16 protein-coding genes and 1 pseudogene are annotated in these 20,042 nt (G+C 39.7%); all 17 read right to left on the bottom strand.

The genetic code is table 11. The features are described 5' to 3' along the window. Positions 1-35: 35 nt before the first annotated feature. Positions 36-1,214 (bottom strand): toxic anion resistance protein, encoded by a 1,179-nt coding sequence (locus tag J2S17_RS25980; protein ID WP_307479590.1) that lies wholly within the window; start codon positions 1,212-1,214, stop codon positions 36-38. Then, a complete protein-coding gene (locus J2S17_RS25975; RefSeq protein WP_307479587.1) occupies positions 1,211-1,867 on the bottom strand; it encodes a 5-bromo-4-chloroindolyl phosphate hydrolysis family protein in 657 nt (218 codons plus the stop codon). Before J2S17_RS25975 ends, J2S17_RS25980 begins: the two co-directional genes overlap by 4 nt. Positions 1,868-2,182: 315 nt before the next feature. Next, on the bottom strand, positions 2,183-3,646 hold the full coding sequence (locus tag J2S17_RS25970) for a PAS domain-containing sensor histidine kinase (protein WP_307479583.1): 1,464 nt from the start codon (positions 3,644-3,646) through the stop codon (positions 2,183-2,185). Between the two features lie 65 nt (positions 3,647-3,711). Beyond that, a complete protein-coding gene (locus J2S17_RS25965; RefSeq protein ID WP_307479581.1) occupies positions 3,712-4,635 on the bottom strand; it encodes a ketopantoate reductase family protein in 924 nt (307 codons plus the stop codon). A gap of 507 nt (positions 4,636-5,142) precedes the next feature. After that, positions 5,143-6,134 (bottom strand): annotated as a pseudogene (locus J2S17_RS25960) (IS3 family transposase); the annotation flags it as partial. 393 nt (positions 6,135-6,527) lie between these two features. Beyond that, positions 6,528-7,088 (bottom strand): class D sortase, LPxTATN-specific, encoded by a 561-nt coding sequence (srtD, locus tag J2S17_RS25955; RefSeq protein WP_307479578.1) that lies wholly within the window; start codon positions 7,086-7,088, stop codon positions 6,528-6,530. A 164-nt stretch (positions 7,089-7,252) separates the two neighbouring features. Further along, a complete protein-coding gene (locus J2S17_RS25950; RefSeq protein WP_307479577.1) occupies positions 7,253-8,074 on the bottom strand; it encodes an STAS domain-containing protein in 822 nt (273 codons plus the stop codon). 304 nt (positions 8,075-8,378) lie between these two features. After that, positions 8,379-9,644: a dicarboxylate/amino acid:cation symporter gene (locus tag J2S17_RS25945; protein ID WP_307479575.1), complete on the bottom strand. Its 1,266-nt coding sequence runs from the start codon at positions 9,642-9,644 to the stop codon at positions 8,379-8,381. Between the two features lie 124 nt (positions 9,645-9,768). Continuing rightward, a complete protein-coding gene (locus J2S17_RS25940; protein WP_307479573.1) occupies positions 9,769-10,689 on the bottom strand; it encodes a phosphotransferase in 921 nt (306 codons plus the stop codon). 68 nt (positions 10,690-10,757) lie between these two features. After that, a complete protein-coding gene (gene dctP / locus J2S17_RS25935; protein ID WP_307479571.1) occupies positions 10,758-11,810 on the bottom strand; it encodes a TRAP transporter substrate-binding protein DctP in 1,053 nt (350 codons plus the stop codon). A gap of 15 nt (positions 11,811-11,825) precedes the next feature. Further along, complete coding sequence (locus tag J2S17_RS25930; RefSeq protein WP_307479570.1) at positions 11,826-13,103, bottom strand: TRAP transporter large permease; 1,278 nt, start codon at positions 13,101-13,103, stop codon at positions 11,826-11,828. A 26-nt stretch (positions 13,104-13,129) separates the two neighbouring features. After that, on the bottom strand, positions 13,130-13,657 hold the full coding sequence (locus J2S17_RS25925) for a TRAP transporter small permease subunit (protein WP_307479568.1): 528 nt from the start codon (positions 13,655-13,657) through the stop codon (positions 13,130-13,132). Between the two features lie 849 nt (positions 13,658-14,506). Then, a complete protein-coding gene (locus J2S17_RS25920) occupies positions 14,507-15,697 on the bottom strand; it encodes an aminotransferase-like domain-containing protein (RefSeq protein WP_307479565.1) in 1,191 nt (396 codons plus the stop codon). A 33-nt stretch (positions 15,698-15,730) separates the two neighbouring features. Continuing rightward, positions 15,731-16,507 (bottom strand): ABC transporter ATP-binding protein, encoded by a 777-nt coding sequence (locus tag J2S17_RS25915; protein WP_307479564.1) that lies wholly within the window; start codon positions 16,505-16,507, stop codon positions 15,731-15,733. Between the two features lies 1 nt (position 16,508). Continuing rightward, positions 16,509-17,306 carry an ABC transporter permease gene (locus J2S17_RS25910; protein WP_307479563.1) on the bottom strand — a complete coding sequence of 266 codons (798 nt, stop codon included), beginning with the start codon at positions 17,304-17,306 and terminating at the stop codon, positions 16,509-16,511. Between the two features lie 137 nt (positions 17,307-17,443). Next, complete coding sequence (locus J2S17_RS25905) at positions 17,444-18,433, bottom strand: ABC transporter substrate-binding protein (protein ID WP_307479560.1); 990 nt, start codon at positions 18,431-18,433, stop codon at positions 17,444-17,446. A gap of 28 nt (positions 18,434-18,461) precedes the next feature. Continuing rightward, positions 18,462-19,556 (bottom strand): iron-containing alcohol dehydrogenase family protein, encoded by a 1,095-nt coding sequence (locus tag J2S17_RS25900; RefSeq protein ID WP_307479557.1) that lies wholly within the window; start codon positions 19,554-19,556, stop codon positions 18,462-18,464. Positions 19,557-20,042: the final 486 nt, after the last annotated feature.

Below are 20,042 nucleotides of genomic sequence, written 5' to 3'. Positions count from 1 at the left end.
GCTCAAATGAAATTGAGCGCCTCTTTCCTATGACATTATTTATCCTTGATTTCTAATAGCTTCATTCTTAAGTCATTTTCCATATTAGCCAAGTCGGATTCAGCCTGTCTCCGTTTACTGCGTCCTTCTTCTTGGATACGAAGGGTTTCTTCAAGTGTAGAAATTAAGTTCTCTTGCGTTTTCTTTAATGTCTCTATATCCACGAGACCGCGTTCATTTTCTCTAGCGGTTTCAATTGTGTTCATTTTTAACATTTCTGCATTTTTTAAAAGCAAGTCATTCGTTGTTTTAGATACTTGCTTTTGCGCTTCTACTGCATGGCGCTGTCTGATTAATGTAAGTGCAATGGCCACTTGATTTTTCCAAAGTGGTATCGCAGTCATAATGGATGATTGAATTTTTTCCACTAACGCTTGATTTGTATTCTGGATAAGACGGATTTGCGGCGCACTCTGTATCGTAATTTCACGGCTAAGCTTCAAATCATACAGCCTTTTATCCAGACGGTCAGCAAATTGAATCATATCATTCACTTCTTGGAACTTCATTTGATCATTAGAAGTTTTGGCTGCTGTTTTCAGTTCAGGAATGGTTTGTTCGTGCATTTGCTCAAGCTTCAGCTCACCAGCTGCAATATATACATTTAATGCGTGGAAGTATTCTTTATTGCTTTCATAAAGCTTATCCAGCATGACGATATCTGTCAGTAATAGGTTTTTGCTGCGCTCAAGCTTCACACTAATTCGATCGATTTGTGCACCTGTTTTTTGGTACTGTGACATCACTTCTTGAATGGAACTGGATAGCTTGCCAAACATCCGGGAAAAGAAGCCAGGTTTTTCAGCCTTCAAATCATCAGGGTTTACATCATTAAATTTCTGCATAAGCTCGCCGATGATGGACCCTATTTCTCCAACATCTTTCTTCTGCACATGCTCAAGCATCGTATGGGAGAAAGATAATAACTTTGATTGGGCAGGTGTACCATATGAAATCATCGCCTGATGATTTTTCGGATCGATTTGGTCTGCCAGCTGATAGGCCTTTGCCCGGTTCTCTTCAGGAATGACATCAATGAGTTTAACCGGCTTATCTGTCGGGATATGCTCTTCCTTTTGCAGTGTTTGCGGATCTCCGAATGGATCGGCAAGTAAGTCATCTAGTAAGTTTGCTTCAGTCGGTTGTTTGGACAAGGAAGGGTTGTTTTCCGTCACTTTAATCGCCTGCTTTCGTCATTCATTCTAGAATCTTTTATTTTTTTAATCGAATGCTTTGCCACATCAATTTCAAAGTGAAGCTGATCAATATCATTCGCGATGACGTCATGTAAGTCTTTTTCTACATTGACTGTCAGCTCTTTTAATGTCTTACGTGTTTCATTCAGAGAATTTTCCAAATCCCTTGTTTTGCTTGGCTGTGAAGATAGAAATACATATCTTTCTGCCAATTCTACCGCTGAATCAAGATGGGAGAAGTAGAATTGTTCGGCCTGATAAAAACGCCTTGGCTCTTTTTTTGTAAGCCTGTAAATTCTTCTCGTTACCTTGATGAATTCCATTCTTTGCCTAAGTGATGGCAGATGACGAATGGAGATGAGCGCCTTATGCAAACGATCCAGCTTCCGCTTCGCTTCATCAAGGTTTTTCTCTATATAAAGGTATTCCTTTCGCTTCATTCCATGACTTTTTATAAAGCGATGCTTCATCACAACACCTGACATCCAATAAGTAACTAAACCTGCTCCTACGCCGATTGCACCAGAAAGAATGAAAGTTTGATCAAACGCAAAATAGCTAAACAGCCACACAGTCACCGAGACCGGCACAGAGATGAGCATGCGTAAAAAGAACAATAAAAACGGATTCAAATTAATCGACTCCTGACATAAACGCCTTAATTTCTATACGTTAGAAACAGCAGTAAAGTTTCATTTATCATGAAGGAAATATAACTTCCCTCACTCAAACCCTCACAACTATTCCCTTCCCTTTATAGAATACACCAAACCCCCACCCCATTTCCATGGACCACAACCGTAAAAACCCCTCCGACCTCCGACCGATACGAGGATGAAAGTTAGGTGCCTGTCACCTACAAATTTCGACAATAATAAAAATGCATCTGTTGGGGTAACAGGTGCATTTTCTTTATGTAACATCCATGTTAGAGGTTGCAGGTGCTGTTAACATGAATACCCTAGTTCAATGGTGATGGTTGTGCCGATTCCGTACTTGCTGTCGATTTTCATTGAGCCGTTATGTTCCTGGATGATTTTATTGCTAACGGTTAAGCCTAAGCCGATACCCTTATCTTTTGTAGTGTAAAATGGCGTTCCTAAGTAATGAAGAACATCCGAACTTATGCCTATTCCTTCATCTTTGAACTGAATGGTCACTCTTTTATTCTCCAAGGTTTCCACAAGGATATGAACCTCCCCGCCATCAGGCATGGCTTCAATTGCGTTTTTCAAGAAATTCACAAATACCTGTTTCAGTTGATTCGAATTACATAATAGCTCTATCGTATCTCTCGGAATATTTAAATAAATTTGCACATTGTTCATGACCGCTTGCGGATGAAGAAAATTGATTGTGCTTTCTAAAATAGTCTTCAGATTATATTGGTCATAATCCACAGCTTGCGGCTTCGCCAACGACATAAACTCATTCACGATCCCATCAATTCGTTCTAATTCATGGGAAATGATCGATAAATACTCAGTCTGCTTGTCCTTCTCATCGATATGCTGAAGAAGCTTTGAAAAGCCTTTCAACGACGTCAGCGGATTTCTAATTTCATGAGCCACACTAGCTGCTAATTGCCCAATGATGGATAACCGATCCAAATTTCTTAAGGCATCATCATTTTTTATACGGTCGGTCACATTTCTTCCTACTGAAACGTAAAATTCAATTCGGTTTGACTCATTATATATTGGGGAGATATTGGATTCGATATATATCGTCTCTCCTTCCGCATCTTTCATCTTCGATTGAATAATCTGCGGTTCTCCCGTATCCTGAATTCGTTGGAAAATAATTTCAAAATAATCTCGTTCCTCTTGATTTAAAGTGTCAAAAATATGCTGTCCTATCATTCCATCAATCGCTTGACCTGATATCACCTCATGAGAAGGAGAAGCATATATAATCCGCTTATCTCTTCCATAAACCAATATCATATCAGAGGTATTTTCTGTGATTAACTGATATAACCCACGGGTCTTCTTCAATTCCCTTTCCATTTCCTTCCTTCCGGTAATATCCCGAAAAATGACGATGACTCCAATCACTTCTTTATTGGCATTTCGAAAAGGTGAATAAGAGACATCAATATCAAGTATCTTTCCATCTTTATGATAGCCTTGACTAGCCCTATTGGATATTTCCTTGCCTAATTTCGTTTCGCCCACATATTCTGCCATTCTGTCACACTCAAGAAATTCAGTAAAACGCTTTCCGATCATCTCTGACTCACTATAGCCAAAAATCCGTGTATACTTTTCACTTACTCTAATAAAACAATCGTCCATACCAATAATAACAAAGCCGCCTGTGGCAGTCTTATAAAATAGATCAATCAACTCGTCTGGGTATGATAAAGCCGGACCTTCGTGGTTATGAAAAATCGGAAAATTCTTTGACATAGAAACCTCCAAGCATTCAGCTAACCCCTTATTTTTTTTACATATATCCCTTAAATGATGTCTACTTAGACAAACTGATATTCCATCAATTTAATTTTTTGATACAGTTCATTATTTATTGGCGGAACGGAAAGGCCATGCTTTCTGTATAATTCTAACACCGTCCCAGAAAATAATTCCACTTCGCTTTGTCTTCCGGCGTCCATATCCTGAACCATCGATGGCTTACCTTCTGAGTTAAGACCATCTAATACACCCAACCAATAGCTTAGATCATCCTCACTCAAATCCAATCTTTCATATTTAGATAGATGAATCACTTCACGCATCGCAGCAATCATCGTTTCTCTGGCTTCACCTTCAACTTGAATACCACCATAGTTTGTTTTATAAACAGCTGCCGTTTGATTTACTCCGACATTCAGCATGAATTTTCCCCATTGCTGCTTAATCATGCTCGTATTTACCTCGTAAGGCAATTCAATATTTCCAAAAAAGTCAACCAAGGCCTTTACCCTGGATGAGACGTATCCTGGTGCACTATCTCCGACACTTAGCATCCCCATATGATGGTAAGACATTTGGTTCCCGACCTTCACTGCATCCATCCCTTGCGCTACACAATAAACGACCTTCTCCATCCCAAGGACTTTTCCTATCCTTGCTTCACTTGTAATTCCGTTTAACACGGAAAGTATGATTGTATCAACACCCACTAGATGTTTAACTGCTTGAATGGCTTCTGGCAAACTATTATATTTAACAGCAATAAGGATTAAATCAGCTGGATGACTTAATTGATCTGGTGTAGCATAGTCGAAATCACACAGCTCTCCATTGCAATATACTCCTTCCCTCTTATATTTTTTAATACGATCCTCATCTGCAATTATTTTCAATGTCCCATTAGGCATTTTCTTAGACAGATGATATCCGAACAAGACTCCTAATGCGCCAAGCCCAATTATTGAAACTGTTTGAATCTTCATTTCGTGAAGTTCCTTTCTTACTTGTTATGAAGATTTTATCACAAAATTCCGAAAAAATTTAGAGGCTAAGGTGCTTAATAAATATAGATTTTTTCATAGTGGTCATAGATTTAATATTTTTTGAGACAGAAAGTTACTCTTATTCAAATTTTCCCCTTTTTAAATAAAAAGGGAGAATAAAGCATTTGAGGTGCCTTATCTACTTGAGGGTGTGCGGCTATTATTCAAAAAACACTTCCTATAATGAGTAAAATTTTCAATGAGGTAATTATTTAAATGAGTAAAATATTTAGCGAGTAAGTATCTTTACGCAATGCCCCTACCTTCCTTTTGTAAAAAAAGTGTTTATAAAAAAAGGCTCTTTTCTAAAAGATTGTTGTTTTTTCATAGGTTTTGATAAGACAAACCAATGATAACAAAGTTGTTTGGAGCGGATGTGCGTGAATCCTGCGGGAGCAGCGGGATAGGTGAGACCCCGCAGGAGTGAAGTGACCCAACTGTAGACTGAGACCGGTATTGTACTGGACTCAGTCCTTTTAGTTTTATTTTAATCCGTTATGCTCTTCACTTTCAAATTCTCTTAAGTAGCGAATTTCCGATTTTAGTATCCCAAAGAAATTCTCCATGACGGCATTGTCATAACAGTTCCCTTTGCGTGACATGCTTTGTATAATGCCTCGTTCCTTTAACCTATCGCGATAGTGTTTCATTTGATAATGCCATCCTTAATCTGAATGCATCATAAGCGTAGGATGACCTTTTGGTAAACGCTCAAAGGCTTTCTCTAACATTTCAGATACCAATGAATAGGTAGGTCTAGAGGCAAGGGTGTAGGTGATGATTTCACCATTAAATAAATCGAGTACAGGTGATAAATACAGCTTTTCTCCTAATAGGTTACACTGAGTGATATCCGTCACCCATTTTTCATTTGGGTGACTCGCTATAAATTGACGATTTAACATATGAGGCGCTATTTTCCCAACTCCCCCTTTAAAAGACTTATATTTCTTTATACGGACTATGCTTTTTAAACCTCTCTTGCATGATACGTTGTACTTTATTGTGATTAACTTTTATTCCTCGATTCCGTAATTCACCTTGACTACAGCGATAACCATAACGGCCCTGATGCTCGTTATCTATTGCTTTTATTTCCGCCTTTAAGCTCGCATCTGGATCCGGACGATTCATTTGCTTCAATATGTAATAATAAGTACTATGTGCAATCCCAGCTAATTTTAGTAATGAAGTCACCGGAAATTCATGCCTTAATTCATAGACTACTGGTGCTTTGTCCCTTTTGGTGATTTTTCCTTGTTTTGAACTAAGGCATTCACCTTTTTTAAATACGCATTTTCCATACGTAAACGTTCTAATTCTGCTTGTAGTTCTCCTAATTTTTCTTCTTCTGTTTTCGCTTTTTTAGTCATAGTGGTTTGTCCTTCCTTTTGGGAAACAAAGGCTTCTCCACCTGTTTTTTTAAACTGCTCATCCCAATCACCGATTTCCTGTCTATCCCTATAAATGCGGCAACCTCATGATAAGAAAACTTTCCCAATAAATAGAGTTGAACCGCTAACTTTTTTGTCTTGTTCATCAAAGCACCCTAATTATTTGAGTGTCCAATGATTGGGGTGCAGTTCACCCGCCCCGCGGAAAGCAAGCCCTTGGAGAGGAAATCAACGATTATTGTGAATAGCAACAAAGTATACCAAAACATCCTAAAGAAAATAACTCATGTAACTTAGTTCTAAACTCCTGGATAAATCATATAGCACTTAAAAAATTAAATCAATATAAGATATTTACTTATTTTAACAATCATTATATACAAAAAAGCCTATCTCACCAAAAAGATAGACTTACATTCTATTAGAAGCGAAAAAGTGTTACTTCACTCGTTCGCCATAAATAATATATCTCTCTGGCGCATCTCCAATAAAGCTGAACGGATAGCAGGTTGTCAGGATTAATTCTTCTTCAGAATCTTGCAGTGTGATAATGCTTGTATCGTTTTTATCGACTATTTTTGTATGTGTGATGCGATATTGATACTTTCCATATGGCACATGAACATCAAGTGTATCGCCAATTTCAAGCTCCCCCACTCCTCGGAATACGGTATCGCGATGACCAGAGAGCACAATTTGCCCATTCTCATCAGGATAAAAGCTCCCGCGATAATGGCCCACACCTTTCTCTAGTTCATCCGGATCAGCACCCTCAATAATAGGCAGCTCTGCATTTAGTTTCGGGATAGCAAGTACACCGACGGCCTCACCTATTTCAGGCTTAAAATGCCCCTCTTTCCCCTGCTCAACTCCTACAATCGCCTTAGCAGTTTGTAAGGATTTCGTCTCTTTCATATTACTGCTAATAATTTCCCATGCCCCAAAGCCAATTACGATTAACCCTGCAACCATGATTAGTAACGCAAGCTTTTTCATCATCTCACTCTCTCTTCGGACAACTTTATATAATATAATTTACCATAATTAGGTGTTGTCTGCCTATTATTTCTTAAAGAGATTCAATGAGAATAAACCCATACCATTTGGATGGTCTTTTTAAAGCAAAAAAAGCAAGAGGATACCCTCTTGCTTTTCGTTCATATTTATTTCGTGTTTTGCAATGCTTGTTCTAGTGTAGCATATACTTTCACACCGCTGAAGTTGATGCCTAATTGTACCGCCGTTTGCGCAATTTCAGGACGGATGCCAGTCAGACTGGCTACTGTTCCAATTAGCTTTAGGCCATCGATAACTTGGAAGATCTGGGCTGCGACCATCGTATCAATAATCACTACACCAGATAAATCAATGACTAATTCTTCTATTTGAAATTCGTTACAATGTGATAAGGTTTTATCAAAGATGACCTGGGCGCGATGAGTATCGATATCTCCAACTAAAGGCAAAATCGCCACATCTTGTTTAATCTTGATAACTGGCGAGCTCAACTCAACAATCATCTCTTGCTGCGCTTGTAATAGTTTCTCAGATTCATCGATATTTCTTTTGCTAAACTCACGAATTAATTTACTAAATGAAGCAGTGATTAAGTTATTCCATTGATATACCTCATCATGTGTAGATGTATAATCTAACGAGATAACATAATCCTGAACCAGCCTATAATATTGCTCCTGCACGGTTAAAAACTCACCAATAATCTGGTCGAGTGGAGTATTCAGATGCCCTTGGTCCCTGGCTACAGCATCCAGCCAGTTATCAAATCTCTCCTCCGTTTCCGAGCTATCCGCATTGAATAGTTCACAGAAGATAACATGAAACTCGTGATTCTGGTTCTTTAAACTCTGAATTTGTACATAGTCAGTCGTTCCGTATACACCGTCTTTTGACTTGTCCAGGTCTGCATACCATTGTTCTGTGATGCTCCAAGTTCTCTCTTTAATAAACTCATAAAGATTCTTCATCCCATATTCTCCTAATCGATAATAGTCTACTATTATAATTGATTAAATAGACGAATTTTGCAAGTTCATAAGTAAAAAATTATAAGAATAAGTTTGTTATTCCAACAATCTCTATTACCCAATACTGTTAAACTATAAACCTATTCTTATAAGAAAAGCGCGGGGAGCCTTGCTCACCCCCGACAAGCATAAGCCGAGGGGGTAGGCACTGGAGCTAGACATTTTTCTAACTTGAAAAAATTTATTCTTTCTTATCTTTTAAAAACTGTCCTCTATTTTTCAACGATAGAAAACAGCCTTTTTATCATTGTACAGGACGTGCTTGCAAGGCATTTTTTAGCCAATTCTTCCCTTCAACCATACGGCTCACCATCATCGCAGAAACCGTATTTCCAGTAGAATTCAGCAATGTTGCAGGGGCATCAATGATTGTACTGATGACAGCAATAATCGGCAACACCTCTGGTGGAAAGCCAAATACACTTAGAATCAGCATTTCGCCAATCAATCCACCGCTCGGAATTGCTCCCATAACGGCTCCTACTAGGAAAGAAACGGCAATGATGCTTAAAATGCTCTTCATGCTTGTCATATCATATCCAAACAAACTAAATAAGAAGACAATTTTAATCACGCCGCCAAAGACTGAACCATCCTTATGCGTATTGGCTCCAAGAGGAATCACTGTTTCAGCAATATCCTTTGGCACACCCATCTTTCTTGTAGCATCAAGGTTCACAGGAATACTTGCTGCACTTGAACAAGTGGCAATCGCTGTAACTGAAGGAGGAACGGCATTTTTCCAAAATACCTTTATGCCTTGTTTTCCGCCTGCAACATAGGCATATAAAGTGAAAAATCCAAAATAATAAACTAGCGTAATAGCAAGATATAATACAAATACACGTACATATCCACCTAAAATCTGTGGACCCAACTCACCAATAATCGTGGCAAAATAACAGCCAAGTCCAATAGGTGCATAATACATAACGATCTTCACAATTTTCATCATGATTTCTGTGCCTGATAAAAGCAGGTTAGCCATCGGTTTTCCTTTTTCACCAACAAGGGCAGTCGCTAAACCAAACAAAATGGCAAAAACGATAAGCTGCAGCATATTGCTCTTAGAAAAGAGCAGAGAAAAGTCTGTAACCGTTACCGTTTCAACAAGCTTAGCTAATAGAGAAACCTCTGCAGCCTCTGTCTCCACTTCCGCATTTGACATCATATTTGTAATCGCTGTCGTATCTGTGTTTTTCAAAGGATCAAAGGCAGTTGTTCCAGCAAATCCAAGTAACGCAGAAACGGCTGCCGTTATAAAGAAGACGAGGAACGTACTTCCCATGATTTTCCCTAATCGTTTCATCCCACTAATATTGGCAATTGCTGATGCAATGCTAAAAAAGACGAGTGGAACGATAATCATAAACATTAAATTTATAAACAAATCGCCAAAAGGCTTCACAACTGCTGTTTTCGGCCCAAAAACAACACCGGCTATCCCGCCAATAATGATCGCGCCCAGCAAGAATATTGTTGATTTATAATTTGAGAATATCTTTCTCACTTTCGTTTCTCCTCCACATTCTTATTTCCACATAATAAAACGGCCAAGAATCATCTAGGCCGCTTAGTGTATTGTATCGTAATTTACAACTTGATTCCACATATTAATTAATGGCAATAAGCCGTCACTCATTCTCTAAAATATGCTCCATTGAAACCAAAGCTTCATCAGTGATTTGTTGATCTTCAATATCCATTCCATAAAAAACCAAATAAGACATCACATACAATGCCCTAAATCTCGCAAGATAAAGCGTATCTTCATCGACTGCACCATAATTCTCAAAAAAAATCTTTCTTCCTTCCAGCGGGAAAAAGCTAAACGCTATCGCAAGATCAACAGCTGGATTGCCAATATGTAAATCTCCCCAATCAATGATGCCAGCTAAACCTCCATGCTCTCCCACTAAGAAATTCCGGAAGTATAAATCGCCATGAACAAAGGTTTGCTGTGTTTCTTGTGCAGCTCTAGCTTCATCAATCATTTGCAAGTAGGGGGCAGCATCCTTTATCATTCCGTTTTTCTCAAGCATCGTTAATTCTTTTTCTAGCTTTGGTCCTCTTGTTTGCAAGTCAAGCCTCGCAATTGTATCTTGTCCGACTCCCCAATCTTGCAGGCGACTATTAGGGATAGCATGCAGTTTTTTCAAGAAGGATGCCATTGGTTTGGCGATATCGATGCGCTGTTCTTTCGTTACATTCTGTTCAGCTGCGGTTCTACCCTCTATTGCATGATAGCCTGAGAATGGATAAGGAAACTGCTCGCTCTGCTTTCCTAAAAAGATTGGCGTAGAAATTGGTACCTCTCCTTCTAAACTCAAAGCAACTTTCGGCAGCACATGATTCTCTGTCTCGATTAACGGGACTGCCACTTTTCTCCGCGGAAAACGAAACATATACACATGATTTACACGAAAAACAGCATTATCCCAGCCCGAAGCAATATATTCCACCTTAGCTGGCGATAGTGATGGAAATTGTTCTTCAATTAGCGCTTGGGCCAGATTTGTGGAAATTTCAAATTCACTATTCCATTGATTACTCATCCTAGACGCCTCCCTCTGTAAGCATCATAAAAAATTGACTCTGAAAGAATCAGAGTCAATGACTATCCTTATTGTACCTTATCAAGCAAATCTCTGTAATGGTCCAAAACTTCTTGATATGGAACACCTTTATCATCATTATTATCAATCCATGTTTCAATGAAGTCAGTGGCAGCTTCATCCCACTGCTGCTGTTCCTCACCTGTTAATTCGATAATATCGCCGCCTTCTTTTTCAAATAACTCATTAAATCGGATTGTTTCTTCATCATAGTTTACTCCGGATTCTTCAAGAATATCCTCTACTGCTTGCTTCATCGCTTGCTGCACATCTTCAGGAAGGCGATTCCATATCCGCTCATTAACGACTAATGAATGAATCGCTGTACCGATATGAGGAAAAGTCGCATGCCCCAATAAATCCTTTGTGCCTGAAGCCTCCACACCTACACTCGAATAATTCGCCGCGTCAATGATTCCTTTCTCGAGCGCTTCATATGTTTCGGTATGGGATATCGTCACAGGCACCGCGGAGAAATGGCTGAAGTATTCATTCGTAATTCCTCCAGCTGTCCGGATTTTAATGCCTCTAAGATCACCAGGCACTCTGATTTCCTTATCTATTGCCCAAACATCATAAGTAGGTGAGACATGCCCCATCAATGGCACCATCCGATTGTTGACAAAGTCTCTTTGAATTAACTCATCATCACTTTTTAATAGCTCATTATAAGCCATTGTCCCCTGATAGGATGAAGTATTTAAGCTAGGAAAACCAGTCAATGCACTTGTTATCGGCATATATTCCGGAAAATAGTTCGCTGGAAAAAGTCCGATATCAATGACTCCATCCCTTGTGAGCTTTAGCATATCATGTGCTTTACCCAATTGTTCACCTGGAAACGTATTAAATTCCACTTTTCCATTCGTCAGCTCGACCACCCGTTCCATCCAAGGCTCTGCTACATACTTATAGACTGGTGAAGTCACCGGAACATAGGTGGCGAACCGAACTCTTACTTCATCTTCATCGATTACTGTTGAAGTTGAGCTGCATCCGCTGATCACAATCGCAAGGAGGAAGAACATACTTACTATCCCCGTACGTTTTATTCGTTTCATAAACCTCACCTCTCATTACATATTATTTGGCAGATATAAAGCCAGATCCGGGAAGACCACAATCAGTAAGACTAAGAATAGAAGCAGGAAGATAAACGGTATCGACCCGTAAAATACCTTTTCAACCGGAATTTTCGAATACTTGCTCGTAATAAATAGATTGATGCCCACGGGGGGCGTAACAAGACCAATTTCCAGCAATAAAACAACTAATACACCGAACCAAACTGGATCAAAGCCCAGGCTGAGGATTATCGGGAATACCAATGGCAAAGTTAGGATCATTGAACCGATTAAATCCATAAACAAGCCAAGAATGAGATAAAACAAGATAATCAAGAATAGAATCGTCCATTTAGAAAGACCGCTTTCTGAAATCGCAGTGATCATACTTTGACCCACACCTGATAAAGTAAAGAAATAGGCAAATATGTATCCACCAATGACGATTGTAAAAATCATCGCTGTCTGCTGCAGTGCGTCTTTAAACGCTTCAACAACTGCACTCTTATTCAATCTTTTTAAAAGCCAGCCAATGACCAAGGCACCAAGCGCACCGAATGCAGCCGCCTCTGTCGAAGTCGCAATACCGAAATAAATGATGACTAGAACAATTGCTACAAGCACAATCATTGGCCAAATAAACTTTAAAGACTGGAATCTTTCTGTCCAGGTTGCTTTCTCAATCACTGTATTTTTATTGAGTGAACTCAAGACAATAAAGGCAGTTAATAATAAAGCTAAAACAATCCCTGGAACAATTCCTGCAATTAATAGCTTACCAATAGAAGTTTCTGTTTGGACCGCATACAAGATGAGCGGCACACTCGGCGGGATCAGCACTGCCAGCGTACCAGTTGAAGACGCGACTAGCCCTGCTGAGAAAGTGGGCTTATAATTCGCCCGCACCATTTCCGGTATGCAAATCTTTGACATAATGGAGGTTGCCGCAATACTGGAACCGGATAGTGTTCCAAACCCTGCACTGGCAAAGACTGTCGATACGCCTACACCACCCGGAATATGACCAATCCATTTCAAAATACAATTATATAAATCTTTCGCTATATTACTCTTCGCAATAAAATTCGCCATTAAGATGAATAAAGGAATCGTTGTTAACGTAAAGCTATTCACACTGCGGTAAGCTGTAGATGATAGAATGCCAAGAAATGCATCGATCCCACCGACAATCACAATCCCTAAAGAGCCGACGAAAATTAAAGCAAAACCGATAGGCATACCAATAAACAGCAAGACTAGCAGCAAAATAATGATGAATGTAGCAGCCATACTATCCCTCCCTTTTCTTTCTGTTACTACATTGTTTCGCTTTCTGAAATTGAGCTTTGAATCGGTGCTTTTCTTTCAGTTACAATTACCGTCATGTTGATGAATAATCTAATAGAAAGTATGAGTGACCCTAAGGAGATGAGGAGTAAGGCAGGTGCAAGCGGATAACCTAATATCCCAACTGACTTAATATCGTATTGAAGATAAACTAGAAATTCATTAAAATTCAATACGCTTATGAATAGAAATGAGATGGTAGCAAGAAGGCTCGTGATGAAGTCTGAACGCATTTTCCATTTTTCACTGAACTTATCATATAAAAAAACAACTTTTACATGTCCATCCTGACGGAGTGTATAACTCAGTCCTAAATAAACGATTAAAACCATTAAATACTCGCCTGTTAACTCAACCGTACCTGGAATCGGCTGATTAAAAATGGTTCTAAACAAAACATCGAGAAATATCCAAATCATCATAACGCCCAGCACAACCGAGCCAATATTAAAGATGATTCTCTCAACAAACTCAAAACCGGCTTTAAACTTTTGCAAATGAACCCCTCCCATTATATTTATAAGAAAAGCGCAAACGCCTTGCTCACCCTCAGGCTTAGACCATAGAGGAGGTAGGCGCTGGAGCTAGACATTTTCCTAACTTATAAAATTTATACTTTCTTATCTTTCTAAGAAAGGACGCTTTTTAACGACTTTAGAAAGATTGAATTTAAGCGCTTTCACTTTATTGAAAATTGAAAAAATTCTGAGGGAAAAATGACAATTTCGTTGGTATTTTACTAGTATGGAGATTCTCGGAGGACTTACTTTTTAATTTTATACAGAAAAATAATTTTCGTCAATGAAATTTTCAATGTTTTTGAGGGATGAAAAGAACATTGAAAATGGTTTCGTTTAGTTAGACTGGCTTTGGAAGATATCGGAAAGTTTTTGGAGTTTTACTTCTCTATATAATTCACTTTTGAGGTAAGGTTTGGCAGTATTCGAGCTTTACTTCCCTATCTCCTCTACTTTTGATGCGAGGTTGAGTATTCAGCCTACACATCACTTGCCCATTAAAATCCCCTATCACAACAGGCATACTATTGTAGTAATCAGGCAAAAAGTTATATTAATTCATTAATAATCGTTTACGGAACGTTTCATCGAATGAGGTATCCTATATATATATCAGCAATAAACTATTTCATAGATCTTGCTCCTCTTTTGTATACAGTCCGAAAGTGCATGGTACAACTCTTTCGATCAGTGGTGTTTCCTCCATCCCAAGTTCGGTAAGAGATAATTTAATATGAAGGAATCAAGAAAATATCCATACGAGATCAATATCAAAAAACCGGTTTACCATTTCTGGTAAACCGGTTAGTAAAATCCACTATTATTAATCTACAATGTCTCCTTCACTACTTCACCCAGGATCTGAACACCCTTTTCTATCTCACGCTCATCCGCATAACTAAATGACAATCGCAGATATTCTGTGCCCTCTTCCTGATTCATGAAAAAGTACTGCCCCGGCACATAAGCCACACCCGCATTTAAAGCATATGGCAGCATGTTTGTTGTATTAACCCCAGGGATCTTAACCCAAACAAAATAGCCACCCTCAGGGACATACCAAGATGCTTGATCAGACAGATATTGTTCAAGTGCATTAATTAATCTCGTACATTTCTCGCTGTATTTATCTTTTAATTGTTTCGTCCGCTGCTCAAGGTTCACCTGCTCTAAGTAAGCAGCCATTATGGACTGCACAAATGGGTGGTCCAAATCTTTTTTGAACCATGCCAATGATGGAATGAACTGACTACTGCCTGCAATCCAGCCTATTCGCATGCCCGGAGCTACAACTTTTGATAACGATCCTACGTGCAATACGCGGTCATCCGTATCCATCGCCTTTAATGTTTGCGGAATTTCTCCAAAGGATAATTCCCCATAGGCATCATCCTCTAAAATAAGGAAATCATACGTTTTGGAAAGCGCTAATAAATGCTCTCGGCGGTCTGATGACATCGTCGTGCCTGTAGGATTTTGGAAGTTTGGTATCGTATATACAAGGCGCGGGAGTGTAAGACCGTTCTTCTTTCTCTCCGCTAATACTGTTTCTAATTGCTCAGTTTCGAGTCCCTTATCGTCTATCGGGATACTGATAATCTGACTTGTATAGTTTTGAAAAACCTCCAACGCTTCCATATAGGTTGGGGCTTCCACAGCAACCACTGCTTGTGCATCAAGGAGAATACGGGCAATTAAGTCTATCGCCTGACAAGCGCCTGCTGTAATTAACAGCTCATCACTCTCGGCATGCATCCCGCGGCTCCCAAGCCTTTCTTGAATCTGCTCTTTCAGCTTATCGATTCGCGGGCTTCCTAAATAATGCAGCGGCAGATCCTTCTCTTCATCAAGAAGGCGTGCGGAGGCTGATTTTATTTCGGCAGCAGGAACGAGCCCTGTGGCTGGATAGCCGGAATTTAAACGGATACAGCCATCTGGCACTGCTGACATCCATGCGCCTGGCGGGTTCTTTTCTAATGCCGTTTTAATGTCTTTTGGAAAAAAGGATTCAATGTTCATTTAGACCATGCACCTTCCTATCAATAGAGACTTTTATATCGATTTTAAACTTTCTTCCCTAATCAATGAAAGCAATTCTTCTTTATATTGAGCAAATTCTGGTGTACCTTTGACACTAAAATCTCTCGGACGATCCAAGGCGATCGGAACATTTCTCTTTAAACGTCCAGGTCTCGCGGTCATAACATGGACGGAATCTGCTAGAAAAATAGATTCATCGACATCATGTGTAATAAATAGAATGGTCTTTTTCGATTTTTCCCATGCCTTTAAGAGCACTTCCTGCATTATATTTCGTGTTTGCGCGTCCAATGCACCAAAGGGTTCGTCCATCAATAACACTTTCGGATCATTTGCAAGGGCGCGTGCAATGGCAACACGCTGCTTCATTCCGCCTGATAATTGAACGGGATAATGCTTCTCAAATCCCTCAAGGCCAATCAGCTGGAGGTAATACTGTGCTAAATCATCGCGCTCCTTTTGCGATGAACCTTTTAACTTTAATCCAAACGTGATATTTTCTTTTACGGTTAACCAGGGGTACAGTGTATACGATTGAAATACCATTCCGCGATCAGGACCTGGTCCATCAATCGGCTGGCCATCAAGAAGCACCTGCCCTGAAGTTGCTTCTTCAAGCCCTGCGACAATACGAAGAACAGTTGATTTCCCGCAACCAGATGGTCCTAGGATGGTGACAAACTCACCATCCTTGATCGTAAAGGAGGTCTTTTCCAAAGCAGTTGTTTCACCGCTCTTTGTTTTAAAGATTTTACCTACGTCTTTAATCTCCAGCTTTGGCGTCTCCATCTTACATCCCATCCTTTCTCATCCATGAAAATGACTTGCGGTAAATTGCTTTGAACAGCATATCTGTCATAAGTCCAAGTAAGCCGATAATCAGAATACCCACGATAATTTTATCCGGCTGCAGGAATCGAGAAGCCTGCATAATCATATAACCGATCCCGCTGGAGGCACCAACGATTTCTGCCACAACTAAATACGTCCAAGCCCATCCGAAAGTAATGCGAAGCGTATCAACAATACCCGGCATAGAAGCTGGGAGAATGACTCTCGTAAAGACTTGAACCTTCGAAGCACCTAATGTATAAGAAACATCGATTAAATCGTTCTGAACATTCTTCGTTACATCCATAATCATAAGCGTCAGCTGAAAAAACGTTCCGAGAAAAATAACGCTCATTTTCTGTGTTTCGCCAAGTCCAATCCATAAGATCAATAGCGGGATAAAAGCAGAAGCAGGCATATAACGAATAAAACCAATAATCGGCTCAAACGCTCCTTGCATGATTTTCAACGATCCCATCAAGATCCCCAGAGGCACACCAATCGCAGCGGCAATTAGGAAACCAACGAGTACCCTTGAAAAACTAATGCCAATATCCGAAAGCAGATTCCCGTTCACAAACAAATCGATCCCCGTTGACAATACTGCAGTAGGAGTCGGCAAGAATAACGCATTAACAAACCCGCCGTATGTAAGGATGGACCAAATCGCTAATACTAAAATAAATGTAATAATACCAACTGAACTATAAAGCTTTTTCGATATCTCTTTTTTTGGAGTAAATAATTTTCCCAGCATTCCACTCACCCAATTCTATCATTCTTTAAAATGCTCGCCGTCTGAAAGCGAAGTTGCCTAAAAAAAGCCTAAGCCTAACGCATGAGAAAGAAAATCTTCTCATATGTTAGGCTTTCAAGTACATCCTTCATCCCCGTTTATTTCAAAAAGCTTGAGTTGATAATGTCTTCCGCTTTTGGTTCTTTATCAATAATCTCTTGCTCTTTATAGAACTTAATTGCATTTTCGGTTGATTCATAAATCGAGCCTTTGCTGTCCTCTGTGCCAAATAGCTCTTTGTTATCCTCATTAGCAAGGAACTTCAAGCCCTCTGCTGTTGCCACGAATTCTTCCGTATCAATCTTCAAGCCCTTCGCCATGATTTCATTGGCTTCATCTTCATTCTCTTTCCAATAATCCATCGCTTCGCCCATTGCTTTAACAAATGCTTCTACATCTTCTGGACGATCTTGGATGACTTTCTCTGTAAAGCTGACTGTATCAACGATGATCCCTGGAAGATCTTTTGTTGTTAACAATACCTTGCCGTTAGCTTCTGATCCTTTTGATAACCAAGGCTCCCAAGTAACAGCCGCATCCACCTTGCCAGCTGCGAACGCTGCACCCGCATCGCCTGCAGACATCGGTACAACCTCTACATCTTCCTCAGTTAACCCGCCGTCCTGCAGTGCAGTCAAAGCAAGCATGTGACTAGTAGACCCAACTTCAAAGGCAATTGTTTTTCCCTTTAGATCTTTAATATCGTTGATGTTATCTTTCACAAGAATCCCATCGCCGCCAAACGAATCATCCAACAACCAAACCACACTAAGCGGAATGTCTGAAGCGGCCAAAGAAACCTGGACATCTAACGCTGTTGCCATACCATCGATTTTCCCGCTAGCCAACGCTTGCTTGCGTTCGCCTAAACCTTCAACAATCGAAAGCTCAACATCGATGCCATTTTCCTCAAAAAATCCTTTTTCTTTCGCTAAAAATAACGGGCCGTAGCCAGTCCAAGTTGGTAAAGTAACCTTTAGCGGTTCTTTCTTTCCATCTGAACCACCTGATGAACCTTCATTGCCTCCGCATGCAGCCAATGTTAAAACTAACGCAAATGCACAAATCATGACCATCCACTTTTTCATCGTCATTTCCCCCAATATATATTCCTATCTATTTAACTAACATTTCATTTCCTATACTGTCTGCCTTGCTCACTGCCTTTACCACCATCTCAGGTGTCACATCAAATGGCATATTTGCCATATCTTCAATCGTTACAGACACCTCGCCAAGCTCTTGCCATTGCGCTTCCGTCAGCCTGGCGATATTCATCTGCTTCAAGGTATAAGGAAGGCTGACCTCTTGGTAATAGCGAATCAGTTCCCTAATCTCCTGCTCGTCCTCACCCTCCATGCAAAGCATAGCCAAAATTCCGAAAGCGACGATTTCACCATGGTAAGTCTCATGCACCTCTGGGAAAATCGTCAATCCAGAATAAATCGCATGTGCTCCGGCAGTACGGCAATCATCGCCGCCATAACCACTTACGCTACCGCTAATAAGGATTACTGCATCGATCATATCCTCAAGCTCTGGCGTCATCTTCTCTTCTTCTATAGATGTGACCGCTTGCTTCCCTATATTCAGCATCGTTTGATAAAGCTGACCAGCAATTGCAATTGCCGTTTGGTTGCGTGCATTTGGTATAGCCTTCTTCGCAGAAGTCTTTGTCTCGAACCATTTAGCTAAAGTGTCACCGATGCCTGCGATTAAGTAGCGAACGGGCGCATGAAGAATGACATCTGAATCTACTAAAACCATTTCCGGCACCTTTGATTCTCTGCTAATCTCAAGGAATTCTCCTTCGTCGCTATAGATAATGCAGATTGGTGTAGTAGCTGCACAAGTCGCTGCGATCGTTGGTATAGCGACTAAGGGCTTATTCACGCGATGCGCTACTGCCTTTACTGTATCAATCGCTTTCCCGCCGCCAGCTGCGATGATGACATCGTAATCAAGCGTGTCGAGCTTTTCTACAAGAAGGTCGACGTTAGTAATGGAGGCTTCTCCACCGTACCAAAGTGATTGTTCGAGTGTCATTCCATGTTTTGTGAGGCTTTCTATTAGTGGGGCTTCTACTGTTTCTCTACTTATGATGCCGCCAATTAAGACCGCCTTTTTGCCGAACTTTTCTATATATAAACCAATTTCTGATAATAATCCCGATTCTCGTATGTACTGAGCTGGTCCTACTGTAACTTTCAAGAGGAGACTTCCTTTCTCTCTGTGAATATAGATGCATAAATATAAATGTTATTCTATTAATATAGATGTTTGAATATTTTATGTCAATATATCTTTTAAAATGTATTGTTAATATATTTATTTTCTATTTGATATCTATATTTATAATAGAAGAACAACGGAGAGTATCGAAGAGAAATATAGGCTTAAAACACTATTTTTCTAACTGGAGAGTGAAATGAAATAACTATAGATAAGAATGAGGGTTCTTAACTTATATTTTTTAGCTGAATGAAAAATATATACTTGTATAAAAAAAAGTTCCTATTAAATCCAGAATGTTATTTTAATAAGCATTTCAGATTTCACAGGAACTTTGTATTTCTAAATTAATGAAAACTATTATTAACCACTTAATACATTTCAGAAGTTGTCTTTGCTTGCATGTGCAGCATAATGTAGTCTGGACCGCCCGCTTTAGAGTCAGTACCTGACATGTTGAATCCG

Origin of the sequence: Cytobacillus purgationiresistens, from assembly GCF_030813235.1 — a bacterium.
Taxonomy (GTDB): Bacteria; Bacillota; Bacilli; order Bacillales; family Cytobacillaceae; genus Cytobacillus; species Cytobacillus purgationiresistens.
This window is presented reverse-complemented; position numbering and strand designations above follow the sequence as displayed.